The organism is Caballeronia choica (assembly GCF_001544535.1).
GTDB lineage: Bacteria > Pseudomonadota > Gammaproteobacteria > Burkholderiales > Burkholderiaceae > Caballeronia > Caballeronia choica.
The window spans coordinates 42,093-66,778 of sequence record NZ_FCON02000036.1 but is presented as its reverse complement, the minus strand read 5'-3'; the positions used below and the strand labels follow the sequence as shown (position 1 = coordinate 66,778).

25 protein-coding genes are annotated in these 24,686 nt (G+C 63.2%); 13 read left to right on the top strand and 12 right to left on the bottom strand.

The features are described from left to right. From AWB68_RS49515 to AWB68_RS17845, 5 genes are all read left to right on the top strand, one after another. The coding region (locus tag AWB68_RS49515; protein ID WP_235028393.1) for a hypothetical protein at positions 1-268 on the top strand (268 nt) is incomplete at its 5' end. A gap of 125 nt (positions 269-393) precedes the next feature. Then, the gene (locus tag AWB68_RS17860; protein ID WP_087645675.1) at positions 394-1,608 is read left to right on the top strand and encodes a DUF2863 family protein; all 1,215 of its coding nucleotides are present in this window, start codon (positions 394-396) and stop codon (positions 1,606-1,608) included. A 222-nt stretch (positions 1,609-1,830) separates the two neighbouring features. Further along, positions 1,831-2,643, top strand: coding sequence for a LuxR C-terminal-related transcriptional regulator (locus tag AWB68_RS17855; RefSeq protein ID WP_087645674.1), 813 nt, complete (start codon positions 1,831-1,833; stop codon positions 2,641-2,643). 66 nt (positions 2,644-2,709) lie between these two features. Then, on the top strand, positions 2,710-3,384 hold the full coding sequence (locus AWB68_RS17850) for a hypothetical protein (protein ID WP_087645681.1): 675 nt from the start codon (positions 2,710-2,712) through the stop codon (positions 3,382-3,384). A 126-nt stretch (positions 3,385-3,510) separates the two neighbouring features. Further along, complete coding sequence (locus AWB68_RS17845; RefSeq protein ID WP_087645680.1) at positions 3,511-4,113, top strand: BspC domain-containing protein; 603 nt, start codon at positions 3,511-3,513, stop codon at positions 4,111-4,113. A 93-nt stretch (positions 4,114-4,206) separates the two neighbouring features. Here the strand turns inward: AWB68_RS17845 and AWB68_RS17840 are convergent, their stop codons facing one another. Further along, a complete protein-coding gene (locus AWB68_RS17840) occupies positions 4,207-5,361 on the bottom strand; it encodes a M14 family metallopeptidase (protein ID WP_087645673.1) in 1,155 nt (384 codons plus the stop codon). A 29-nt stretch (positions 5,362-5,390) separates the two neighbouring features. Next, positions 5,391-6,170 carry a peroxide stress protein YaaA gene (gene yaaA, locus AWB68_RS17835; protein ID WP_087645672.1) on the bottom strand — a complete coding sequence of 260 codons (780 nt, stop codon included), beginning with the start codon at positions 6,168-6,170 and terminating at the stop codon, positions 5,391-5,393. A gap of 56 nt (positions 6,171-6,226) precedes the next feature. Between yaaA and AWB68_RS17830 the strand changes: the two genes are divergently transcribed. Both AWB68_RS17830 and AWB68_RS17825 read left to right on the top strand, forming a co-directional pair. Further along, the gene (locus AWB68_RS17830; protein WP_087645671.1) at positions 6,227-6,712 is read left to right on the top strand and encodes a putative toxin-antitoxin system toxin component, PIN family; all 486 of its coding nucleotides are present in this window, start codon (positions 6,227-6,229) and stop codon (positions 6,710-6,712) included. Positions 6,713-6,749: 37 nt separating this feature from the next. After that, positions 6,750-7,931 (top strand): pyridoxal phosphate-dependent aminotransferase, encoded by a 1,182-nt coding sequence (locus tag AWB68_RS17825; RefSeq protein ID WP_087645679.1) that lies wholly within the window; start codon positions 6,750-6,752, stop codon positions 7,929-7,931. A gap of 33 nt (positions 7,932-7,964) precedes the next feature. Here AWB68_RS17825 and AWB68_RS17820 read toward each other — a convergent pair whose 3' ends face one another. Beyond that, on the bottom strand, positions 7,965-8,612 hold the full coding sequence (locus tag AWB68_RS17820) for a glutathione S-transferase family protein (protein ID WP_087645670.1): 648 nt from the start codon (positions 8,610-8,612) through the stop codon (positions 7,965-7,967). Positions 8,613-8,721: 109 nt separating this feature from the next. Here AWB68_RS17820 and AWB68_RS17815 point away from each other — a divergent pair, with 109 nt between their 5' ends. The 6 genes from AWB68_RS17815 to AWB68_RS17790 all read left to right on the top strand — a co-directional run bounded on the left by AWB68_RS17815 (position 8,722) and on the right by AWB68_RS17790 (position 15,058). Further along, complete coding sequence (locus AWB68_RS17815) at positions 8,722-10,257, top strand: 3-hydroxyacyl-CoA dehydrogenase (protein ID WP_087645669.1); 1,536 nt, start codon at positions 8,722-8,724, stop codon at positions 10,255-10,257. Between the two features lie 3 nt (positions 10,258-10,260). Beyond that, positions 10,261-11,049: an oxepin-CoA hydrolase, alternative type gene (locus AWB68_RS17810; protein WP_087645668.1), complete on the top strand. Its 789-nt coding sequence runs from the start codon at positions 10,261-10,263 to the stop codon at positions 11,047-11,049. After that, complete coding sequence (locus AWB68_RS17805) at positions 11,046-11,771, top strand: histidine phosphatase family protein (RefSeq protein WP_087645667.1); 726 nt, start codon at positions 11,046-11,048, stop codon at positions 11,769-11,771. The genes AWB68_RS17810 and AWB68_RS17805 overlap by 4 nt, the downstream gene beginning before the upstream one ends. 81 nt (positions 11,772-11,852) lie before the next feature. Then, positions 11,853-12,968: a phosphotransferase gene (locus tag AWB68_RS17800; RefSeq protein WP_087645666.1), complete on the top strand. Its 1,116-nt coding sequence runs from the start codon at positions 11,853-11,855 to the stop codon at positions 12,966-12,968. 36 nt (positions 12,969-13,004) lie between these two features. After that, a complete protein-coding gene (locus AWB68_RS17795; RefSeq protein WP_087645665.1) occupies positions 13,005-14,231 on the top strand; it encodes an acyl-CoA dehydrogenase family protein in 1,227 nt (408 codons plus the stop codon). A 137-nt stretch (positions 14,232-14,368) separates the two neighbouring features. Beyond that, positions 14,369-15,058 (top strand): glutathione binding-like protein, encoded by a 690-nt coding sequence (locus tag AWB68_RS17790; protein ID WP_087645664.1) that lies wholly within the window; start codon positions 14,369-14,371, stop codon positions 15,056-15,058. 66 nt (positions 15,059-15,124) lie between these two features. Here AWB68_RS17790 and AWB68_RS17785 read toward each other — a convergent pair whose 3' ends face one another. The 9 genes from AWB68_RS17785 to nuoL form a co-directional block, all read right to left on the bottom strand. Further along, positions 15,125-15,583, bottom strand: a complete 459-nt coding sequence (locus AWB68_RS17785) for a MaoC family dehydratase (RefSeq protein ID WP_087645663.1) — start codon at positions 15,581-15,583, stop codon at positions 15,125-15,127. A gap of 24 nt (positions 15,584-15,607) precedes the next feature. After that, positions 15,608-16,723 (bottom strand): acyl-CoA dehydrogenase family protein, encoded by a 1,116-nt coding sequence (locus tag AWB68_RS17780; protein ID WP_087645662.1) that lies wholly within the window; start codon positions 16,721-16,723, stop codon positions 15,608-15,610. A 10-nt stretch (positions 16,724-16,733) separates the two neighbouring features. Then, positions 16,734-17,930: an acyl-CoA dehydrogenase family protein gene (locus AWB68_RS17775; protein WP_087645661.1), complete on the bottom strand. Its 1,197-nt coding sequence runs from the start codon at positions 17,928-17,930 to the stop codon at positions 16,734-16,736. A gap of 65 nt (positions 17,931-17,995) precedes the next feature. Beyond that, positions 17,996-18,451: a DUF1178 family protein gene (locus AWB68_RS17770; RefSeq protein ID WP_087645660.1), complete on the bottom strand. Its 456-nt coding sequence runs from the start codon at positions 18,449-18,451 to the stop codon at positions 17,996-17,998. Positions 18,452-18,657: 206 nt separating this feature from the next. Beyond that, positions 18,658-19,257: an NUDIX domain-containing protein gene (locus tag AWB68_RS17765; protein WP_087645659.1), complete on the bottom strand. Its 600-nt coding sequence runs from the start codon at positions 19,255-19,257 to the stop codon at positions 18,658-18,660. A 41-nt stretch (positions 19,258-19,298) separates the two neighbouring features. Next, positions 19,299-19,619, bottom strand: coding sequence for a DUF2818 family protein (locus AWB68_RS17760; protein WP_087645658.1), 321 nt, complete (start codon positions 19,617-19,619; stop codon positions 19,299-19,301). Continuing rightward, the gene (gene nuoN / locus AWB68_RS17755; RefSeq protein WP_087645657.1) at positions 19,619-21,091 is read right to left on the bottom strand and encodes an NADH-quinone oxidoreductase subunit NuoN; all 1,473 of its coding nucleotides are present in this window, start codon (positions 21,089-21,091) and stop codon (positions 19,619-19,621) included. The genes AWB68_RS17760 and nuoN overlap by 1 nt, the downstream gene beginning before the upstream one ends. 25 nt (positions 21,092-21,116) lie before the next feature. Next, positions 21,117-22,607 carry an NADH-quinone oxidoreductase subunit M gene (locus AWB68_RS17750; RefSeq protein ID WP_087645656.1) on the bottom strand — a complete coding sequence of 497 codons (1,491 nt, stop codon included), beginning with the start codon at positions 22,605-22,607 and terminating at the stop codon, positions 21,117-21,119. 13 nt (positions 22,608-22,620) lie between these two features. Beyond that, a complete protein-coding gene (gene nuoL, locus AWB68_RS17745; protein ID WP_087645655.1) occupies positions 22,621-24,681 on the bottom strand; it encodes an NADH-quinone oxidoreductase subunit L in 2,061 nt (686 codons plus the stop codon). Between the last annotated feature and the right edge of the window lie 5 nt (positions 24,682-24,686).

The window sequence follows — 24,686 nt, the reverse complement described above, 5'->3', positions numbered from 1 at the left end:
GGGGCGCTTCCGTTTTGCGTCGCTGCATCAGCAGCAGAGAAACGAGATTATGAACAACGTTTCGCGATTCGTCAACAGGTTTTTAAAAGCCACTCAACTTGCTGATTCCACCAAGAAGCCCGTCCCACAAGGCTTTCCGGCTCACGCATCGCCCTTCTTCCCGCTTCCTTCACCGCTCACCGAGCTGCGAAGGAACGGAATTCTAGTGCCCTCGCAGACGTTCCGCAAGCGCTTTTTGAAAGTTTTTTACTCGCGATTGCGCACCTGATTGGAGTCGACCAGGCATGTCGAAGCGCAACTGACATAGCAAATCCGCATTTGACATCACCCGGTAAAAACAGCCGCGCAGCGACTACAATATAAGGTTCTCTGCCCCTGATCATTCCAACACATATGCGCTCGCGAATCGCCAAACGCCTTCCCCCGGACGCCGACAAGCTCGTCGGCCTTGCACTCGCATTGTTCGCGTCAGGCAGCCGCATCGAAGACCGCTTTTGGGAGGCGCGTCTCGACGCGCTCCTCACGAAAATCGTGCGCAACGGCAATCAGACCACGCTCGATGCCGCGCTCGACCATCTTCAGCAGAATCATCCCGATGCCTACGGCGCGCTCGCCGACATGGCCGAAACGCACAGCGAATCCTTCACGACTGACATCGACGGCACGCCCCACGAGGCGCTGTTGATCGCGGCCCCGGTCCTCGCGTGGACGCGCTATGCAATTCCGTCGGGGCCGCTCAAGGGCGACGTCGCCGATGCGCTGCGCACCCAGATGCAGGCGCACGTACTCGCCGCTGGTGCGCGAGTCGCGGTCGCGCCCTATCTGTACAGCATTGACCAATTGCCGCGTCACCATGTCGACACCGCGCGGCTTGCACAGCAACTCATGCAAACCGCGCTGGGCGGCGCGGCGGCACGGCTGAATCTGTCCGATCTGCCTGAAACGTCGCCGATTCTCGCCGATCCGCGCTTTCTGCTCGCGGTGGCACTCGTCCCAGCGGGCGCCCCGCTCTTTCGCTGGCAAGAGGACGAGAACGGCGGCCGCATCGAACGCGGGCAGTGCCTGGAACAATGGGCAGCGCAAGGCGGGCCGAGCTTCGCCGCGATCCTTCCGGGCTGCGAACTCGAATGCCTGCTGCCGGACGCCTACTACTCCGCCTGTCGCGACGCCGACGAGCAAGTCCGTCCGCACACCGTCCGCACCGCCGTTCGCTACCTCTTCGACACCCTCGGCGCCGCCCCGCAGGAATTGCGCGCGGTGATCGCGGGCTTCGGCGAGCGACGCATCGACGAATATCGCATCGGCTTTACTCGACGCGGCAGCAACGAGGTGATCTATGGCGTCGTCTGGCCGCTCTACGGGCGGGAAAATGGCGAAGTCGGCATGGAAGACGAAGCCGTCGACCTCGAAGGTGCCGATGGACCGGTCGAAGAAATCGTCGCCCTGCTGAAAAAAACCGGCGTGTCGGAAGTGCGCCGTCACGCCGGGCGCTTCGAGCCGGAATATTGCGACGACTGCGGCGTGCCGCTCTATGCCGATCCGCTTGGCGAGATCGTTCACGCCGAGATGCCCGAGGACGCCGAACCGGCCCAGCCACACTTTCACTGACCAAACACGACCCGCATGCCGCTCTGGCAGCGGGGCAACAAAGCACTCCGACGCCCCGCCATCGTGCGGGGTTTTTTTTTGCGTTTTGGCCTATGCCTTCTGGACAGGGCGCCAAAACGGCGGGATTTTGTCAATATCGGATTGACGACGCGAAGCCCGTCGCCAGCCGCGTCCGACTGAGGGCGGACCGCGTAAAAACTCAAGAACCATAAAGAGGCACGCATGAAATTTACATTGATCAACGCCAACGCAGAACGACGCGAAGGGCTCAAAGCGCTGTTGCGACAGATCGACCGCCAGGGGCATTTCAACGAAGCCAAGGACTGGCGGCAGGCACGGCATGCGATCGCGCGCCTCGATCCGGATCTGATCGTGATCGACTGGCAGGACAGCATGCAACCCAGCGATCTGCACGACCTGCTGCGGGACTTCGCGGGCATTCCGGCCGCGATTCTCGTCGACGACGTCACGCACGGGCACGCGCGGCGCCTCCTGATGGCGGGCGCGCTCGGCGTGGTGCCGAGGAGCCTCGATCCGCAATTGCTGGTTCGCGCGCTCGAGATGGTATTGCTCGGTGGTCACTACGTGCCGGCGGGCGCGCTCGACCCGGATCTGGCCGTCGAATTCGCCCCGCGCCGCTTTGCCGAACCGGCAAAACTGCTCCCGGCCACACGACGTTGCGCCACGCTCTCGCCGCGCCAGCAGCAGATCATGCGCTGTGTCCATATGGGCAATACCAACAAGGTGATCGCGAAGACGCTCGGCATCAGCGAAGGCACGGTCAAGATCCATTTGTCGAGCATCTTTCAGCAACTCGGCGCGGTCAATCGCGCCGCCGCGGTCGCCATCTACAACGGCTGGCAGACCGGTTGCCTCGAAGTCCTGCGTCGCGAGGACAAAGCCGCGCCGCGCCCCGCGCTCGGTGACGCCGGGCCCGTGCCCTTGCGCGCCTCGAACGCGAGATACCCCGATCCGGCCGAAAACGACGCCCACGTCCTGCTCGCGGCCGAGCCTGTCAAGCCCTTCGGGCAATGATGCGCGTCGCGCGACGGGTGCTTCGTTCGCGCACATGTTTCACGCGCAACGAGTAAGATGCAGTTCATGGGGTTCTTCTATACACCGCTTCCGCTTTGGGTTGCAGCCGGTGGCTGGATCGTCACCGCGGGCCTGCTCGCGCTCGCGTTGGTGCAAAACCCCTTCCGCCGCCTGCAGGACGGCACGCTCCAGCATGTGTGGCTCGGCGTCATCGTTGCAATTACCGTGCTGTGGGCGTGCAACGCCTGGTTCGACGACGGTCCCGTCATCCATCTGCTCGGCGCCACGCTGATGGTCACGCTCTTCGACTGGCAACTCGCGTTGATCGGCGTGGCCGCCACGACCGCCCTGGCGGCGGTCGTCCTCGATGCGTCGTGGCTCACGGTATCGATCACCTATCTGCTGTTCGGCGCGTTGCCCGTCGGAATCTCGACGCTGCTCGAGCGCGCAAGTCACGCGTGGCTGCCGCGCAATCTCTTCACGTTCATCATCGGCCACGGCTTCATCGTGTCCGCGATCGCCGTCGCTGCCGCGTGCGGTGCGATGGTCCTGCTCGAGATCGGTCTCGCGGGCCGGCCGGTCGCCATCCCCGCCGCCTTCATGCACGGCTCGCTGCTACTGAGCGGCGGCGAAGCCCTCTTCACCGGGCTGCTCACGATCCTCATCGCGGTCTACAAGCCCGCGTGGATCACGACCTACGACGTCAGACGCTATCGCCTCGATCGCGGGCCGCGTGTCTGAACGCACCGGTATCGCCGTGTCGCTGCCTTGCCGTGGAAGGCAAGACGCCGCGCGAATTGCGATAAGATGGAACTCCTCCCCCTGCAAGGCATCTTACGTGCCTGTGTCTTTTTTGCGCCGAAATTGATGGAAAGTAATCACGCACCGCGCCGACTGCTTCGGCTCGTCGGCCGGTTGGCGGCATGCGCTTCGATCGCATGCGCCGTCACCGCTTTTGCCGATACGCTCGACGAACGCAACGAACTCGTCCACCATTTCGTCACTGATTTTCAGGCCAATCCACTCATCGCCGACTGCGCCGCACATGGCAGCTTTGTCGCGAGCACGTCGACGGCCTTCGATCACGTCGAGTTCCCGGCCACGTCGTTCGATGCATCGCATTCCACGCTCATGCCGTGGAACGATTCCTTCGACGATCGCAAGCAGCGCATCAAGGTCGACAACGTGGTGACGGTCGAAGGTCTCGGCATGAGCAAGGACGGCGATGGCGATCCCGCCACGCTCAAGTTCCGCTGCGGCTATGTCGGCAGCCAGATGCTCGCGTTCGGGTGGAACGATCCGGTGCCGCCGTCGAGAGCGCGCGCGGAGCCGCGCTCGACGCACAGCACGAAAGGCAAGCACAGCACGAAGGGCAAATCGAAATCATCCAGCGCGGCGACGTCAAAATCGTCGGGCAGCAAATCGACGAAGTCGAAGTCCAAGCCGGCGGCTTCATCGAAGAAGCACTGAAGACCGCAGGCGCGCAAAAAAGCCAAGGGCGTGATCACCAACCGGTGATCACGCCCTTCTCTTTGATGGCAGGCGGAACAGGAAAACGGAAAATCAGAACGTTTCGACGTGCCGCAGGATCGCCTGCAACATCGACGCGCCCAGCGCCGCGCTGCGCTCGCCGTTCCAGCCGACGCGCTCGTCGGGCAATCCCGCGTTGTCCTTGAACGGCATCTCCAGCGTCAGGGACAAGCATCCGAACTCGTTGCCGATGTACTTCGAAGCAAGCTTCAGCGCATCCGTCTGATACTTGCTCGACTCGTAGCCGTGCACGTCCTGAAAGTCGGGGCTCGCCTGCTTGAAGAACTCGATGAACGCCGTCTGCTCCTTCGCCTGCTTTTCCGTGAAGCCCGGCAGCATTTCCGAACCCGCGACGAACACATACGGGATGGCTTCGTCGCCGTGAATATCGAAGAAGAGGTCGCAGCCGATGGCGTGAATCGCGTTGCGCACGCAGAGCACTTCCGGGCTGCGTGCCGCATCCGGTTCCATCCACTCGCGATTCAGGTTCGCGCCCGCCGCATTGGTGCGCAGGTTGCCGAGCACGCTGCCGTCCGGATTCATGTTCGGCACGATGTGGAACACGGCCTGGTCGAAAAGCTTGCGCGCGACCGGATCGCCCGCCCAGTCGCCCCAGCCCGCGAGGCGCTTGACCAGCCCTTCGACGAACCACTCCGCCATCGTCTCGCCCGGATGCTGGCGCGCGATGATCCAGATGTTCTTCTTCGGCGACACCTTGTCGAGGCCCGGCACGCCGAGTGTGAGCAGCGGCATCGGCCGGCCCTGCACGGTCTGCCCGATTTCGGTGAGCGCCGCGTGCGGCATCTGCTGCACGGCGCCGAGGAACTCCGAATGGCGCTCTTCACTGTAGGGCTCGAAATACGCGTAGTAGATGCGATCGAAGTCCGGCGTGTGATCGATGACCATCACGCGGCCGTCGTAGCTCGTCGGCACGCGAAACCAGTTCACGCGATCGTAGCTCGCCACCGCCTGATAATCGCGCCAGCCCTCGGCGAACGCACAATCGGCGGCGTTCTCGAACGTCATCACGAGACGCTCGCCGCGCGCGCCCGACACGCGGAAATAGAACCACTGCGCGAATTCGGCGTGACTGTCGGCACGCACGCGCAGACGCACGTCGGCGGGATTGTCGGCGGACAGCACGACGATCGCGCCAGCGTCAAAGTTGCTCGTAATTGAAATGCTCATGTCGGTTCCTTATTTCGCCCGGTGGCTTTTCACTCGGCGATGCGCCGGCGAAACACATACGTTGTATCGTTCGATGCCTTTCTGTCGAACTTGTAGCCTTCGTTGTCGAAGCCCTGCAGCGCCTGCGGTTCATCGATACGATGCTCGACCGCATAACGCGCCATCAGCCCGCGCGCGCGTTTCGCGTGGAAGCTGATGATCTTGTAGCGGCCGCCCTTCCAGTCCTCGAAGACCGGCGAGATCACGGGCGCATCCAGCAGCTTGGGCTTCACCGACTTGAAGTATTCCTCCGATGCGCAATTGATGAGCACGCGCGCGCCGCGCTGCTTCTTCAACTGCGCGTTGAGCGCGGCCGTGATGCGCTCGCCCCAGAACGCATACAGGTCGCGTCCGCGCGCATTCGCGAACCGGGTGCCCATCTCCAGCCGATACGGCTGCAACAGGTCGAGCGGTCTCAGCAAGCCATACAGCCCGGACAGCACCCGCACATGATTCTGCGCGTAGTCGAGATCGCTCGCTGACAACGACTTCGCGGCAAAGCCCTCGTACACGTCGCCGTTGAACGCGAGCATGGCCTGCTTCGCGTTGTCCGTGCCGAAGCGCTTCGACCAGTCCGCGTAGCGTTGGAAATTCAGTTGCGCGAGCGGATCGGAAATGCGCATCAGGCTGCCGATCTGTTGCGGCGAGAGCTTCCTCAGGCCGTCGATGAGTTCGGCTGCTTCGTCGATGAATTCGGGGAGCGTGTGCTTCTTGACGTGCGGCGGGGTCTCGTAGTCGAGCGATTTGGCTGGCGAAAGAACGATTATCATGGAGGCTCGCCGGCACACCGCCGACGATCAAGGACACAAACCCCCGATTGTATCGAATGGACAATTCCCGCGCGCTGCCCGCGCTCCATGTGGTGCTGGATTCGAACGTGTGGATCGATATCCTCGTGTTCGACGATCCCGCCACGCGCCCGATTCGCGCCGCGCTCGAAGCGCAGACGCTTACGGCGCTGATCGACGCGCGCTGCCTGAACGAACTGACGCGCGTGCTCGACTATCCGCAGTTCGCACGCATGGCCGTCGATAAAACCGCGGCGCTCGGCACGGTCGCGCGTCTTGCGCAACTGATCGCGCCCGAGCCGCCCGCGGACGAGCGACCGCTGCCGAAATGCCGCGATCGCGACGACCAGAAGTTCCTCGAACTCGCGCACGCGTCCCGGGCAGACTGGCTGGTGTCGAAGGATCGCGCGGTGTTGAAACTCGCGCGCCGCACCGCGCGCGACTTCGGTTTTCAGATCGCTCAGCCCGCGCCGTTCGTCGCCGCATTTCAGGCGCATGAACTCGCCCAGTCGACTGCTGTTTAAAATGAAACGCGCACCGGATCACGCCAACGCCACCACCATGAACGCCACGCACGAACTCCCGCAAACGCCCGCCGAACTCGGCTTCCCTTCGCGCCTGCCGAACGTCGGCACGACCATTTTCACCGTGATGAGCGCGCTCGCCGCGCAAAAAGGCGCGGTCAACTTAGGCCAGGGCTTCCCCGATTTCGCCTGCGATCCCCGCATCGTCGATGCGGTCACCGTCGCCATGCGCGAGGGCCACAATCAATATCCGCCGATGGCCGGCGTCGCGCCCTTGCGCCAGGCGATCGCCGCGAAAATCGACCGGCTCTACGGCCGCCAGTACGACGCCGACCGCGAAATCACGGTCACCGCCGGCGCGACGCAGGCGCTGCTCACCGCGATCCTTTGCTCGGTGCATCCGGGCGACGAAGTCATCGTGATCGAGCCGATGTACGACAGCTATGTGCCGTCGATCGAACTCGCGGGCGGCACGCCCGTGTTCGTCTCGCTCGAAGCACCGGACTACGCGCTGCCGTTCGACAAGATCGCCGCCGCGATCACGCCGAAGACGCGCCTCCTGATGATCAACACGCCGCACAATCCGACCGGCCGCGTCTGGCGCGAAGCCGACATGCGCAAGCTCGAAGAGATCGTGCGCGGCACGAACGTGCTGATCGTCTCCGACGAAGTCTACGAACACATGGTCTACGACGGCGCGCCGCACGAGAGCGTCTCGCGTTATCCGGAACTCGCGAAGCGCAGCTTCGTGGTGTCGAGCTTCGGCAAGACGTTTCACGTGACGGGCTGGAAGGTCGGCTACGTGGCCGCGCCCGCCGCGCTCACCGCCGAGTTCCGCAAGGTGCATCAGTTCAACGTCTTCACGGTGAACACGCCGATGCAGATCGGCCTCGCGCATTATCTGGAAGACCCGGCGCCGTACATGAACCTGCCGGCGTTCTATCAGCAGAAGCGCGACTTCTTCCGCGCGGGCCTCGCGAATTCGCGCTTCAAGATCCTGCCCTGCGACGGCACCTACTTCCAGTGCGTCGACTACTCCGCGATCAGCGACCTGCCCGAAGCCGAATTCGCGCAATGGCTCACGAGCGAGATCGGCGTCGCGGCGATCCCGGTCTCGGCGTTCTATCACGAGAGCCACGAATCGGGCGTCGTGCGTTTTTGCTTCGCGAAGAAGGAAGAGACGCTGCAGCATGCGCTCGACCGTCTCGCGAAGCTCTGATCCAGGGCGCGGGTGATGCGATACCCGCTTCGATCACCCGCGTTTCTGCGCTTCCATGTAGGCGAGCCGGTCGGCCGTCACGGTCTGCGCGGCGGCCCGCTCGCCGACCTTCTTACCGTGCGTCTTCCAGTCGATGCCGGCATCGAGCAGGAAGTCCCTTCCGTACACCGCTTTCGTCGCCAGCCCGATGACCGGCAGGCTCACGAACGCGCACACATCGGCGATACTGAAGGTCGAGCCGGAGACGTAGGGCGCGAATTTCGCGATCCGTTTGAAGCCCGCAATGTGGTGATTCAGCAGTTTTTCGACGCGCGCTTTCGTGTAGTCGGTGATCGTGCCGCCGAAGAATGCCTGCTTGTACAGATCGCGCGCGACGAGTTCCAGATGCTGATCGACGAACACCGCCAGTTCGCGCTCCTTTGCGGCGAGGTACGGATCGGCGGCGAAGATCGGCTTGTCCGGATACGCGCTCGCCAGATATTCGACGATCACCTGCGACTCGCAAAGCGGCCCCGCGTCGGTGTCGATGTACGGCACCTTGCCGAGCGGCGAGCGCGCGAGCGTGGTCTCGTCCTGGCCGAAATTCACGCGCACTTCCTCGAACGGAATGTCGTGTTCGAGCAGGACGAACTTGACCTTGTTGAAATAGTTGGACAACGGAAACCCGTACAGCTTGATCATGCGACATCTCCTCGTTTGAACTCATCCGCCTTCATCGCGAAGACGTGACACTATCCCAAATACAGCACGACTGTGCTAATTCTGTACCGATCAGGAGTCGACCCACACCATGAGCTTTCGCGATTTTCAGGTTGAGACAATCGGCATCGTCGGCAGCGGCGCGATGGGGCGCGGCATCGCGCAGATCGCGGCGCTCGGCGGACTCACCGTGCGTCTTTTCGACACGAACCCGCAAGCGGTCGCCGCCGCCCGCGACTATCTTTCCGACACACTGAACAAGCTCGCGGCAAAAGGCAAGATCAAGGAAGCCGATGCGCACGATGCCCTCGCCCGCGTACACGCGGCCGGTCAGACGAGCGATCTGGCGGATTGCGACGTCGTGATCGAGGCGATCGTCGAAAAGCTCGAGGTCAAGCGCGAGCTCTTTCGCGATCTCGAAGCGGTGGTTGGCGAGCGCTGCATTCTGGCGTCGAATACGTCGTCGCTGTCGATTACCGCGATTGCGGCGGGCTGTGCGCGTCCGGAACGCGTCGCGGGCTTTCACTTCTTCAATCCGGTGCCGCTGATGAAGGTCGTCGAAGTGATCGACGGCCTGCGCGGCGACCCCACCGCCGGCGACGCACTGATGGACCTCGCGCGCCGCATGGGGCACACGCCGGTGCGCGCGAAGGACATGCCCGGCTTCATCGTCAATCACGCCGGACGCGGGATGAATACCGAAGGGCTGCGGATCGCGAGCGAAGGGGTCGCGAGTTTCGCCGATGTCGACCGGATCATGCGCGAGCAGGCCGGTTTCCGTCTCGGGCCGTTCGAATTGCTCGACCTGACCGCGCTCGATGTTTCGCATCCGGTGATGGAGTCGATCTATCACCAGTTTTATGAAGAGCCGCGCTTCACGCCGTCGCCGATCACGGGCACGCGGCTCGCCGGCGGGCTGATCGGACGCAAGACCGGCGAGGGCTTTTACAAGTACGTCGACGGCAAGCAGCAGACCCCCGACGAACCACCCGCGCCGACCCAGTTGCCGCGCCGCGTGTGGATCAGCCGCGCGTCGCATTCGGCGCGCGAACAGGTGCTGAAGCTGATCGCGAAGTCGGATGCCGCCGTCACCATCGATACCGGCAGCACGCCCGCGCCCGATTCGCTGATCGTCGTGACGCCGCTCGGCCTCGACGCGACCACGGATGCGCTGGCCGAAAACCTGGACGCGACGCGCGTCGTCGCGATCGATACGCTGTTCCCGCTCGACACGGTCGCGCGCCGTACGCTGATGACGACGCCCGCGACCTCCCGCGCCTCGCGCGACGCCGCGCACGCGCTCTTCGCCGCCGACGGCGTGCCCGTCACCGTGATCCGCGACTCGACGGGTTTCGTCGCGCAACGCGTCGTGGCGACGATCGTCAACATCGGCTGCGACATCGCGCAGCAGCGGATCGCGACACCGGAAGACATCGATCTGGCCGTGACGCTCGGCCTCGGCTATCCGCATGGTCCGCTCGCGCTCGGCGACACGCTCGGCGCGAAGACGATCCTCACGATCCTGCGCAACATGTACAGCGTGCTCGGCGATCCGCGCTACCGGCCGTCGCCGTGGCTTGCCCGGCGTGCGCAACTCGGCCTTTCTCTCACCCACATCGAGGAATAAGCAATGAGCGCTGAACTCTTGACCGACCGCCCCGCCGGCAGCGACACCACGCTCGTCCTCAAGCTCTCGAATCCGGGCGCGAAGAACGCGCTGCATCCCGACATGTACGCCGCCGGCATCGAAGCGCTCAACACCGCCGAGCGCGACAACTCGGTGCGCGCCATCGTGCTGACCGGCGCCGACAACTTCTTCTGCGCGGGCGGCAACCTGAACCGGCTGCTTGAGAACCGCGCGAAAGATCCGTCGGTGCAGGCCGAGAGCATCGACCTGCTCGCCGAATGGATCAGCGCGCTCCGGGCGTCGTCGAAACCGGTGATCGCGGCGGTCGAGGGCGCGGCGGCCGGCGCGGGCTTTTCGCTCGCGCTCGCGTGCGACCTGATCGTGTCCGCCGACGACGCCAAGTTCGTGATGTCGTATGCGCGCGTGGGCCTCACGCCCGACGGCGGCGGCTCGTGGTTCATCTCGCGCGCGCTGCCGCGAGCACTCGCGAGCGAGATCCTGCTGGAAGCGAAGCCGATCGGCGCGGTGCGCCTGCATGATGTCGGCGTCGTGAACCGGCTGACGCGCCGCGGCACCGCGCTCGACTCGGCGATCGCGTGGGCCGACGATCTCGGCAGCATGTCGCCCAAGGCGCTCGCGCGCATCAAGTCGCTGATCACCGCCGCCGAGGTGCAACCGCTCGCCGCGCATTTCGATGCCGAACGCGACAGCTTCGTCGATTCGCTGCATCACGGCGACGCGCTCGAAGGCATCAGCGCGTTCCTCGAAAAGCGCCAGCCGAACTACAAATGAGCGAATACCAATTGCCGAAACGCCGCCGCATCTTCCTGATGCGTCACGGCGACGTCACCTATTTCGACGACACCGGCCGCGCGATCGATCCGGTCAGCGTGGCGTTGAACGAACGCGGACGCGAGGAAGCCAGCGCCGCCGGCCGGGCGTTCGCGGCAGAGGACGTGCGCTTCGATCGGGTGATCGCGAGCGGACTGCCGCGCACGGTCGAAACGGCGCGGCGCGTGCTGGAGCAAACGGGTCAAGCCGTCGAGGTCGAAACCTGGCCCGAGTGGGAAGAGATTCGCGGCGGACATCTGAAGCAACTTTCAACCGAGGATATCGAGCACGCGTTTCTGTCCGTGTTCGACGGCGTCGTGCCGGAGGATACGCAGTTCCTCGGCGGCGAGACGATCCGGGAATTGCTCGACCGCGTGCTGCCCGCCATCGCGCGGCTTCGTGAAGACGCGACGTGGGACACCGTGCTGCTCGTGCTGCACGGCGGGGTCAACCGGGCGCTGCTTTCGCATGCGATCACGGCGGGCGGGCGCGCGTTCTTCGGCCATTTGTCGCAGGCGACCGGCTGCATCAACGCGCTCGACGTCGGCGACAAACCGGGCGACTGGGTCATCCACGCGATCAATCATTCGCCGCCCTCGCCGCTTCACACGGAGGTGCGCAACACGACGATGGAACTGCTCTACGCGCAATTCGTCCGCTTCAGTTCGCATCTGACGAAGTGAATCGGGCTTCGATCCGGGCGCGCCAACACAGCGTCGATGACGACGCGGCCGGCCGCGCTCGCATCCATCACGGAGGAGACAATGGCAGTGAGCGACGAACAACAGCCACAACCGCCGCAGGATTTCTCCGCGTTCGAAGGAACGCGGCCCGTCAATGAGCGCTTGTGCTTCGATGCCGATGCGCTCGGCGCGTGGCTCGCGTCGCATGTCGATGGTTTCGAAGGTCCGTTGAGCATCGAGCAGTTCGCGGGCGGCCAGTCGAATCCGACGTTCAAGCTGATCACGCCCGCGCGCAGCTATGTGATGCGCTCGAAGCCCGGCCCGGCGGCGAAGCTGCTGAAGTCGGCACATGCGATCGAGCGCGAGTATCGCGTGATGGATGCGCTTCGCGGCACCGACGTTCCCGTCGCGAAAATGTTCGCGCTGTGCGAGGACGAAAGCGTGATCGGCCGCGCGTTCTACGTGATGGAGTTCATCGAGGGCCGCGTGCTGTGGGATCAATCGCTGCCCGGCATGACGCCCGCCGAACGCGGCGCCATCTACGACGAGATGAATCGCGTGATCGCGGCGCTGCATTCGGTCGATGTCGGCGCGCTCGGCCTTGCCGATTATGGCAAGCCGGGCAACTACTTCGAGCGGCAGATCGGGCGGTGGAGCAAGCAGTATGTCGCCTCCGAAACCGAGCCGATCGAATCGATGAACAAGCTCGTCGAGTGGCTGCCGAAGCATATTCCGCGCGGTTCGCCCGGAGTGAGCGAACGCCCGTCGATCGTCCACGGCGACTATCGCCTCGACAACCTCATCTTCCACCCGACCGAACCGCGCGTGCTCGCCGTGCTCGATTGGGAACTGTCGACGCTCGGCGATCCGCTCGCCGACTTCGCCTATCACTGCATGGCCTGGCACGTCGATCCGTCGCAGTTTCGCGGCATCGCGGGACTCGACTGGGCCGCGCTCGGCATTCCCGACGAAGCGGCCTATGTCGAACGGTATTGCGAGCGTACCGGCCTCACGATCGAAGGCGACTGGAACTTCTATCTCGCCTACAACATGTTCCGCATCGCCGCGATCCTGCAGGGAATCATGAAGCGCGTGACGGAGGGAACGGCGTCGAGTGCGCAAGCGGTGGACGCCGGCCGGCGTGCCAAACCGATGGCCGAGCTTGCCTGGGTTTATGCGCAGAAAGTCCGCGTCTGAGTTCGCCGGGCAATCCATCCTTAAGAAAGGAAAGGCATGAATTTCGATTACACCCCGAAGGTTCAGGAACTGCGCGAAAAGCTTCTCGCCTTCTTCGACGCGCATATCTATCCGAACGAGCGCGCGTTCATCGACGAGATCGCGGCCAATCGCGCGAACGGTAACGCATGGATTCCGACCGGTCTGATCGAGGCGCTGAAGGAGCAGGCGCGTGAGGCCGGGCTGTGGAACCTGTTCCTGCCGGCGTCGGATCGCGGCGCGGGACTCAAGAACCTGGAATACGCGCCGCTCTGCGAAATCATGGGCCGCGTACCGTGGGCGCCGGAAGTGTTCAACTGCAACGCACCCGATACCGGCAACATGGAAACCATCGAACGCTACGGCAACGACGAGCAAAAGCAGCAATGGCTCGAACCGCTCTTGCGCGGCGAGATCCGATCGGCGTTCCTGATGACGGAGCCGGACGTAGCGTCGTCGGATGCGACGAACATTCAGTGCAGCATTACGCGCGATGGCGACAGCTATTTGATCGACGGCCACAAATGGTGGTCGTCGGGCGCGGGCGATCCGCGCTGCAAGGTCTATATCGTAATGGGCAAGACGGACCCGCAAGCGCCGAAGCATCAGCAGCAATCGATGATCCTCGTTCCGGCGGACGCGAGCGGCGTCACCGTGCATCGGCCTTTGAACGTGTTCGGCTACGACGACGCGCCGCATGGTCACATGGACATCACGCTGCAGAACGTGCGCGTGCCCGCTTCGAATATCCTGCTCGGGGAGGGACGCGGATTCGAGATCGCGCAAGGACGCCTCGGACCGGGCCGCATTCACCACTGCATGCGCCTGATCGGCCTCGCGGAGCGTGCGCTCGAACTGATGTCGAAGCGCACACTTCAGCGCGTCGCGTTCGGCAAGCCGATTGCGCAACATGGCGTGACGCAGGAACGCATCGCCGAGGCGCGCATCATGATCGAACAGGCACGGCTCCTGACGCTCAAGGCCGCGTACATGATGGACACCGTCGGCAACAAGGGCGCGCGCGGCGAGATCGCGATGATCAAGGTCGTCGCGCCAAACGTTGCGTGTCAGGTGATCGACTGGGCCATACAGGCGCACGGAGCGGGCGGCGTCTGCGATGATTTTCCGCTGGCTTATGCGTATGCGTCGGCGCGCTCGCTGCGTCTCGCCGATGGTCCCGACGAAGTGCATCGCAATGCAATCGCGAAGCTGGAACTCGCGCGGAATCAGGAACCGCACGGTTGAGCCGGGGCATCGGCCACTTCTGCGTGGCTTGTCGAAACATGCTCTAATTTTCGCCTGGCTTTAAGGCCGATTCCGCGGCGGTCTCGTGAATTCACGAAGCCGCCGCCCGAATTATCCAATGGAATTCAGGAGCGAAAATGATCGACGTCTATAGCTGGGCCACGCCCAACGGCCACAAGATCCACATCATGCTCGAAGAGACGGGGCTCGAGTACAAGGTACACGCCGTCGATATCGGCGCGGGCGATCAGTTCGCGCCGGACTTTCTCGCGATCAGCCCGAACAACAAGATTCCGGCGATCATCGATAACGCCGGGCCCGAGGGCAAGCCGCTGTCGTTGTTCGAGTCCGGCGCGATCCTCATTTATCTCGCCGAGAAGACGGGCAAGTTCTTGCCCACCGATCCCGTTGGGCGGTACACGACGCTTCAGTGGCTGATGTTCCAGATGGGTAGCATCGGGCCGATGCTCGGGCAGACGCATCACTTTCGAAACTACGCGCCGCAGCAGATCGAGTATGCGGTGAACCGGTACACCAATGAAGCCAGGCGGCTTTATGGCGTGATGGACAAGCAGTTGGGCGTCACGCAGTACCTTGCGGGCAACGACTACACCGTCGCCGATATCGCGACGTTCCCATGGACGCGGTCCTGGCAGAACCAGGGCATCGTGCTCGACGAATTTCCCAACGTGAAGCGCTGGTTCGATGCCATTGCGGCGCGTCCCGCCGTGCAGCGGGGTGTCGAAGTCCTGGCGTTCGAACGCAAGCCATTCACCGACAAGGAAAAGGAAGTGTTGTTCGGCGCGACTCAGTACGCGAAGCACTGAGCGCGCCTCGCCCCGCGATGCTCGCCGCCGCATGCAAATCGGCGCGGCTGGCGAGCTTCCCCGGACTCACCGGCTCGCGGCCGGATTGCGCAATCCGAAGAGCGCGGCCGAATCGACCGTCAGCACGAGTTCTCCGTGCTGGTTATGCGCTTCCCAGCGCGTCGAAACGATCCCGCGATCCGGCTTGCTCGCCGAGACGCGCTTGTCGAGCACGCGCACGGTCAGCCGCACCGTATCGCCGACGCGCACCGGCTTGAGCCAGCGAATGTTGTCAAGTCCGGGCGAACCCATCGACGTCGAATCGCTCAGCAGTTCGCGAACGAGGATGCCCATCATCGCGGCACATGTGTTCCAGCCGCTCGCGACGAGCCCGCCGAAGTGCGACGCTTCGCCGCCTTCCTCGGATACATGGAACGGCTGCGGATCGTACCGTTCTGCAAACCCGACGATCTCCTCGCGCGTGAACGTGTGCGCGCCGAGTTGCACCGCCGACCCGACTTCGTAATCTTCATAGCTGAACGTCATGCATGGCTCCTGGTTATCAACGCGTCAGACATCGGTGTCGGCGAAAGCCGGCAACGAAGCAAAACGCGCGAGATGATGATCGACGTCGCCGAGCGTCGTTTCAATGATCGAAAGGCGCTTGAACCAGTGCGCCGCCGCGACTTCGTTCGTCACGCCCATGCCGCCGTGCAACTGCACCGCCTGCTGGCCGACGAAGCGCGCGGCCTGCCCGACCCGCGCCTTCGCGGCGGAGATCGCCTGGCGACGCGCGTCGGCGTCCGTGGCTGCATAGCGTGCGGCAGCGAGATACGTGATCGAGCGCGCCTGCTCGGCGTGGATCAGCATCTCGACCATCCGGTGCTGCAGCGCCTGGAAACGCGCGATCGGCGTGCCGAACTGCTGGCGGTCCTTCGTGTAGTCGACGGTCGCGAGATTCAGCGCATCGAGTGCGCCGATGGCTTCGGCGCACAAGAGCAGCGTCGCGTAGTCGGCGATCTGTTCGAAGGTGGCCGCGCCGACGTGCGCATCGCCGAGACGCGTGGCCGGCGTGCCGGTGAACTTCAGCGTCGCGGCGCGCTGGCCGTCGATCGTCCGATATTCGGTGACCTCGGCGCCCGTTGCATCGCGCGCGATCAGAAAGAGCGCGATCTCGCCGTCGAGTCGCGCGGGCACGATCCAGTGGTCGGCCTGCGCGGCGTGCTGCACGATCGACTTTTCGCCGGTCAGTGCGAACGCGTCGCCTTCGGCGCGCGCCGTCGTGCGGATGTCGAAGAGGTCATAGCGAGCACGCGGCTCGTGGAAGGCCACGGCAAGCTTGATTTCGCCCGCCGCCGCGCGTTCCAGCAACGCGTTGTGCGAACCGGCCAGCCGCAGCGCCTCGATGCCCACCGCCGTCGCCCAGTACGGCTCCACGACGAGTGCCCGGCCAAGCTCCTGCATGACGACGAGCATGTCGAATGCGCCGCCATCGAATCCGCCCTGCGCCTCCGGCACCGGCAACGCTGTCAGGCCGAGTTCGGTGAACGCGTGCCAATGCTTCGCATCGACGCCCGCCGCCGACGCCACGATCTTCTGCCGCGCGTCGAAGCTGTATTCGTTGTCGAGATAGCGACGCAGCGCATCGCGGAACTGTTCCTGTTCGTCCGTGAAATTGAAGTCCATGCGCTGCTCCTCACAGTCCCAGAATCATCTGCGCGATGATGTTCTTTTGAATTTCGTTCGAGCCGCCGTAGATCGAGGTCTTGCGGAAGTTGAAGTAGTACGCGGCGAGCGGCGCGGCATCGTCGTCGCCGGCGATGCTGTGTTCGCGTTCGCCTTCGAGGAACGCGGGATCGAACGCGGCGGCCTGCGGGCCGATCGCCTCGAACATCAGCTCGGTCAGCGCCTGCTGGATTTCGGTGCCCTTGATCTTCAGCATCGACGCTTCCGGACCCGGCCCGCGCCCTTTCGTCTCGCTCGCGACGACGCGCTGCACCGTCACTTCCAGCGCCATCAATTCGATTTCGAGCGCGGCGATCTTCGACGCGAACATGGGATCGTGGAGCAGCGGGCGGCCATTCTTCGTCTGGCTGAGCGCGAGATGCTTCAGGAACACGAGCTCACGCTTCGACCCGCCGACCCGCGCGATGCCCGTACGCTCGTGGCCAAGCAAATACTTCGCGTAGGTCCACCCGCGATTTTCCTCGCCGACGAGATTGTCGAGCGGCACCTTCACGTCCTCGAAGAAGACTTCGTTGACCTCGTGATCTTCGTCGAGCGTGATGATCGGACGCACGGTGATGCCCGGCGTCTTCATGTCGATCAGGAGGAACGAGATGCCCTCCTGCTTTTTCGCGGCCGGATCGGTGCGCACGAGGCAGAACATCATGTCGGCGTGTTGGCCGAGCGTCGTCCAGGTCTTCTGGCCGTTGACGACGTAGAAATCGCCCTGGCGTTCGGCGCGCGTTCTGAGTGACGCGAGATCGGAACCGGAGCCGGGTTCCGAATATCCTTGGCACCACCAGTCGGTGCCGTCGAGGATGCGTGGCAGATAGCGGGCCTTCTGCGCGTCGCTGCCGTATTTCATCAATACGGGTGCGACCATCGATACGCCGAACGGCAACACGCCGGGCGCACCGATGCGTGCACATTCCTCGTCCCAGATGTGGCGCTGGGTGGCGTTCCAGCCCGGGCCGCCATATTCGGTCGGCCACGCGACCACCGACCAGCCGCGCGTGCCGAGCAGCTTGTGCCAGCTCGCGTAGTCGTCGCGGTTCAGACGTTTGTGTTTGAGGACCTTGTCACGCAGCGCTTGCGGCAGGTTGGCTTCGAGCCAGGCGCGGATGTCGGCGCGAAATGCGTCGTCGGCGGGGGAATAGTTCAAGTCCATGCGGGGTGTCTCCAGTCCCATGCGTGGCACGAATCGGCCACGCGCGAGAGACACCGCAACAGGACTTACTGCAGCGGTTCTTTCAGTGCGGCCGGAACGGGCAGCGGCATTACGTCGATACCTTCTTCGAGCAAGGCGTGCGCATCTTCGGACGTGGTCACGCCGCGAATGTTGCGCGCCGGCGCTTCGTTGTAGTGAATGCGCCGCGCTTCCTCGGCAAAGCGGTCGCCCACGTTCTCAGTCTTTTCAAGAACCTCGCGCAGGAACCGCAGCGCACGCGCCTGGAGCGCATTCGAATCGGATGCGGCGTCGCTCACCGGAGGCTGGTGTGGCGGCGTACCGTCGTTCCGGCTCGACGACAGATTCAGGCGCGGCGCCGAAGGCATGCGGCTCACCTCGGCCGTCGAGCAGACTGGACATGCCACGAGTCCGTGCGACAACTGCGATTCGAACTCTTCGGTAGAAGCGAACCAGCCTTCAAACCGATGTTCGTGGGAGCACTTTAAATCGAGGACCTTCATGCTGATCGGAGCTTCGCTTGAGTTTATCGCAAAATTGCGTTTTGTGAACGGTCGTTCGTAAAAACACCGATCATGATCGGCCCAAACAACCGGGACCGGGAAAAAATCATTTTAGCCTTTCGGCTCTTCCTCTGCCGGCGCGCCGTCCGCCAACGAAAAAGCGGCCATGGGCGGCCGCTTTTTCCGGTGAGATCGATCGCGTGGGATCAGCCGCCGATCGGGTCGCCAAGCGTCCATTCGCCCGACATGATCTTCTCGAGCCAGAACACGCCGATGATCGTCTTCACATCGCTGATGCGGCCACTCTTGACCCAGTCGATGAGTTCCGCTTGCCCGGCGATGAACGATTCGAGGAACTCGCCGTCGTCGAGCTTGCGCTCGCCTTCGGTCAGGCCGCGCGCCAGATACAGATCGATGAACTCCGTCGAGTAGGAAATGACGGGATGAATGCGCGTCAGGAAAAACCATTCGCGTGCGGTGTAGCCCGTCTCTTCCTGCAACTCGCGCTTCGCGCAAGTCAGCTCGTCCTCGTTCGGATCGATCTTGCCGGCGGGAAACTCGACCAGGACCTTGCCGATCGGATAGCGGAACTGCCGTTCGAGCAACACGCGGCCATCGTCGAACAGCGGGAGGATCATCACAGCGCCCGGATGTTCGACGAATTCGCGCGTCGCGTGCTTGCCATCGGGCAATTCGACCGTATCGCACTTGACCGTCAGAAACTTGCCTTCGTGCAAGGTGACGCTTTCGACCTTCTTTTCGATGAGGTCGTCGTCGCTATGGGGAAGAGAGGTATGTTCAGCCATCGTGCGCCCTGTGCGAATGAGCCGCGACAGCGGATGCGCTGTCAGCGGCGTTTGACGAGGTATTGATAGGTGAAGCCGGGAAACGCGAGCACGATGAACAGGCTGAAGGTGATTGCATAGAACTGCCAGCCCTGTTCGAAGCGATTGCCCGCGCGCGCTTCCAGCATGAAGCCGAGCGCGCCCACGACAAAATACAGGACGATCACCTCGGCGATGCGAATCCAGGCGTTCTTCCTCGGCGCTCTCCTGCCGACCTTGCTTGCAAGATGAATCGGCACGACGGCGAAGAGGCGCTGGTTCAGGAACGGAACATTGGCGCCGACGAGCGCCAACAACACGATAAACCAGCCCGCAGCCGACATTAGAACGAGAGCGTGTGCGTAATGGCCGTGAGGCACGCCGACATCAGCGGACCCGGAACCAGGCCGAGCACGAGCACGGCCAGGCCGTTGAACGCGAGCAGGCCACGGTTCAACCCATCGGCGACGATCGGCGAGGCATCCTGCGGGGCGTCGAAGTACATCAGCTTGACGACGCGCAGGTAGTAGAACGCGCCGACCAGCGACGTGATCACGGCCAGCACGGCCAGCCACGTCAGCCCGGCGTTCATCGTGGCTTCGAGCACGGCGAGCTTGGCGTAGAAGCCGACCGTCGGCGGAATCCCGGCGAGCGAGAACATCATCACCATCATCACGAACGCAAACACCGGGCTGCGCTGATTCAGGCCCTTGAAATCGTCGAGCGTTTCGGCTTCGAAATCGCGGCGCGCGAGCAGCATCACCACGCCGAACGTCCCGAGCGTCGTCACCAGATAGATGATGCTGTAGAACATCGCCGAGCTGTACGCGCCGGCTGCGCCCGTCAGCTTGCCGTCCACCACGCCCGCGAGCAGGCCGAGCAGCACGAAGCCCATGTTCGAGATCGCCGAGTAAGCCAGCATCCGCTTGATGTTCTTCTGCACGATACCCGTCACGTTGCCGACGATCAGCGACAGCGCCGCGAGAATCACCAGCATTTCCTGCCAGTCGACGGCGAGCGGCAAGAGGCCCATCACCAGGAAGCGCAGGCCCCACGCGAACGCCGCGACCTTCGGGCCGCCGCCGGTAAGGAGCGTCATCGCGGTCGGTGCGCCCTGATAGACGTCGGGCACCCACATGTGAAACGGCACCGCGCCCATCTTGAACGCCACGCCAGCCACGACGAAGATCACGCCGAAGAGCAGCACCGCGTCGTTGATATGGCCGGAAGCGACCGCCTTCAGCACTTCGTTCAGTTCGAGCGAACCCGTCGCGCCGTACAGCATCGAAATGCCGTAGAGGAGGAAGCCGGATGCGAGCGCGCCGAGCACGTAGTACTTCATCGCCGCTTCGTTCGACTGCGGCGCATCCTTGCGCAACGCGATCACGGCGTACAGCGACAGCGACATCAATTCGAGGCCGAGATACAGCGTCAGGAAATTGTTGCCCGAAATCATCACGCACTGGCCGAGCAGCGAGAACAAGCCGAGCAGGAAGAAGTCGCCGCGGAACAGGTCGCGGTCTTCAAGGTATTTGCGCGAGTAGATCACCGACACCGCGTAGCCCAGGCACACCACGGCCTTCATCGCGCTCGCGAACGAATCGACGATGTACATGCGCGAGAAAAAGTAATGCGGCACCGGATCGAGCGCGACGAACGCAAACCACACGCCGACGACGAGCGCCGACACCACCGAAATCAGATACGTAACGCGACGGCTCGGGTAGCCGAAGATCGTGTCGTTCAACCAGGCCACGACGATCGCGAGCATCAGGATCGTGTCGGGCAACAGGGCACTCATAGGGGCGTTTTGCATGATCTTTTAGTTCCTCCGCACGACGTTACTGGGTGAGCGGCAGCTTCGACTGCGCGACGTGGGAGAGGAGGTTTGACACGGATTCGTGCATCACGTTGGTGAAGGGTCGCGGATACAGGCCCATGTACAGCGTGAAGATCGCGAGCACGGCAAGCATCAGAATTTCACGCTTGTTGATGTCCTTGAGCTTCGCGACGTGGTCGTTCGCGATCGCGCCGAAATGCACGCGCTTGTACATCCACAGCGTGTAGGCCGCGCCGAGCACCAGCGTGAACGTCGCGAGGAAACCGATCCAGAAGTTGAACTTCACGGCAGCCAGAATCACCATGAACTCGCCGACGAATCCCGACGTGCCCGGCAGGCCGCAGTTCGCCATCGCGAAGAACATCGAGAAGGCCGCGAACTTCGGCATCGTGTTCACGACGCCGCCGTAATCCGCGATCTGGCGCGAGTGGACACGGTCGTAGAGCACGCCGATCGAAAGGAACATCGCGCCCGACACGAAGCCGTGCGAGATCATCTGGATGATCGCGCCTTCCACGCCGAGCTGGCTGAAGATAAAGAAGCCGAGCGTGACGAAGCCCATGTGCGCAATCGATGAATACGCCACCAGCTTCTTCATGTCTGTCTGCACCAGCGCGACAAGACCGATGTAGATCACCGCGATCAGCGACAGCGTGATCACGACCGGCGCGAGGAAGTGGCTGGCGTCCGGTGCGATCGGCAACGAGAAGCGCAGGAAACCGTAGGCGCCGAGCTTCAGCATGATCGCGGCCAGCACGACGGAGCCGCCGGTCGGTGCCTCGACGTGCGCGTCAGGCAACCACGTGTGAACCGGCCACATCGGCACCTTCACGGCAAACGCCAGGAAGAACGCGATGAACAGCAGCACCTGCGGCGTGAAGCCGATCTTCGCGGCCTGCCAGGTTGCGAGGTCGAACGTGTGCGTCTGCGTGTACAGATACAGGAGCGCGATCAGCATCAGCAGCGAGCCCATCAGCGTGTACAGGAAGAACTTGAACGCCGCGTACACGCGGTTCGGCCCGCCCCACACGCCGATGATGATGTACATCGGAATCAGCGTCGCTTCGAAGAACACGTAGAACAGCATGCCGTCGGCGGTCGAGAACACGCCGACCATGATGCCCGACAGGATCAGGAACGCGGCGAAGTACTGCGCGACGCGTTCGGTGATCACTTCCCAGCCGGCGATCACGACGATCACCGTGATCAGCGCGGTCAGCACGACGAACCACATCGAGATGCCGTCCACACCGAGGTGGTACGTAATGTTGAAGCGTTCGATCCAGTTCGCCTGTTCGACGAACTGCAACGCGGCCGTCGACGAGTCGAAGCCGGTGATCAAGGGAATCGTGACGAGCAGCCCGAGGATCGAGCCGATCAGCGCGACCCAGCGCGCAGGCCCCGGGTTTTGGTCGGAGCCGACAGCCAGGACCAGGAGGCCGAATACGATCGGCAACCAGATCGCGACACTGAGAATCGGAAAAGAGTGCATAGGGTCCCTCGCCTTATTTGCCGCCGAGCGTTACAAACAGGGTCAAGAGCCCCAACATGCCGATAATCATGGCGAACGCGTAGTGATAGATGTAACCGGATTGAAGGAAGCGGATCACACCGGCAAACCAGCCGACGAACCGCGCACTGCCGTTGACGATACCGTCGATGACGGCTTCATCGCCCTCCTTCCAGAGCCCGCGGCCAATCGCGACCGCGCCCTTTGCGAAGACGACTTCGTTGATCTTGTCGAAGTAGTACTTGTTGTCGAGCAGCGTGTAGATGCCCGAGAAACGTTGACGGATCACCGGCGGCAGGTCCGTGCGCTTCAGATACAGGAACCATGCGACGACCACGCCGGCAAGTGCCAGCCACACCGGCAGGCCCGACACGGAATGCAGACCCATCGCCGCCCAGCCGTGGAATTCCTCGGCCATTTCGTGCAGCGCCGGATGGTTCTCGCCGATGAAGATCACCTTGTCGAACACCACGCCGTGCGAGAAGAAGTCGCCGAAGAGCATCGGGCCGACCGCGATCGCGCCAATGACCACCGACGGAATCGCCAGCAGGACGAGCGGCACCCAGACCACCCACGGCGTTTCGTGCGGCTCGTGCGCGTGGTCGTCATGACCGTGGCCGTGGCCGTGATCGTCATGGCCATGCCCGTGCGCCGCTTCGATGCCCATCGGCGACTCAGGGTGCTTCGGACCGCGGAAGCGCTCTTCGCCATGGAACACCATGAAGTACATGCGGAACGAGTACAGCGCCGTGACGAACACGCTCGCCACCACCGCGAAGTATGCGAAGCCCGAACCCGGCAGATGCGAGAGCTTCACCGCATCGATGATCGAATCCTTCGAATAGAAGCCCGAGAAGAACGGCGTGCCGATCAGCGCGAGCGAACCGACCAGCGACGTGATCCAGGTGATCGGCATGTATTTGCGCAGGCCGCCCATGTTGCGCATGTCCTGGTCGTGGTGCATGCCGATGATCACCGAACCCGCGCCGAGGAACAGCAGCGCCTTGAAGAACGCGTGCGTCGCGAGGTGGAACACCGCCACCGGATACGCCGACACACCGAGCGCGACCGTCATATAGCCGAGTTGCGAGAGCGTCGAGTAAGCGACGACGCGCTTGATGTCGTTTTGTACGACGCCGAGAAAACCCATGAAGAGCGCCGTGATCGCGCCGATCACCGTGACGAACGACAGCGCCGAATCCGACAGTTCGAACAGCGGCGACATGCGCGTGACCATGAAGATGCCGGCCGTCACCATGGTTGCCGCGTGGATCAGTGCGGAGATCGGCGTCGGGCCTTCCATCGAGTCCGGCAGCCAGACGTGCAGCGGGAACTGTGCCGACTTGCCCATCGCGCCGATGAAAAGGCAGATACACGCGACGGTCAGGAGGCCCCAGTCGGTGCCCGGGAGCGTCATGCCCGCGAGCTTCGTGCCTTGCGCGAAGATGTCGCCGTAGTTCAGCGATCCGCCGAACGCCAGCAGCAGGCCGATGCCGAGCAGGAACCCGAAGTCGCCAACGCGGTTCACGATAAACGCCTTCATGTTCGCGTAGATCGCGCTTTCACGGGTGTAGTAGAAGCCGATCAGGAGATACGACACGAGACCCACCGCTTCCCAGCCGAAGAAAAGCTGCAGGAAGTTGTTGCTCATGACGAGCATCAGCATCGAGAACGTGAAGAGCGAGATGTACGAGAAGAAGCGCTCGTAGCCGTCGTCGTCGGCCATGTAGCCGATCGTGTAGATGTGCACCATCAGCGAGACGAAGGTCACGATGACCATCATCATCGCGGTCAGCGAGTCGACGAGGAAGCCGACCTCCATCTTCAGCGAGCCGACGTTCATCCATTCATAGATGGTGCCGTTGAAACTGGCGCCGTTCATTACGTCGAAGAAGACGATCGCGGACAGCACGAACGAGATCATGACGCCGAGAATGGTGACGCGATGCGAGCCCTTGCGCCCTACCGCTTTTCCGAACAGCCCGGCGATCAGACAACCGGCTAGCGGTGCCAGCGGAATCGCGAGCAGAAGGTTTTCATTGAGTGTCGTGGACATAACAG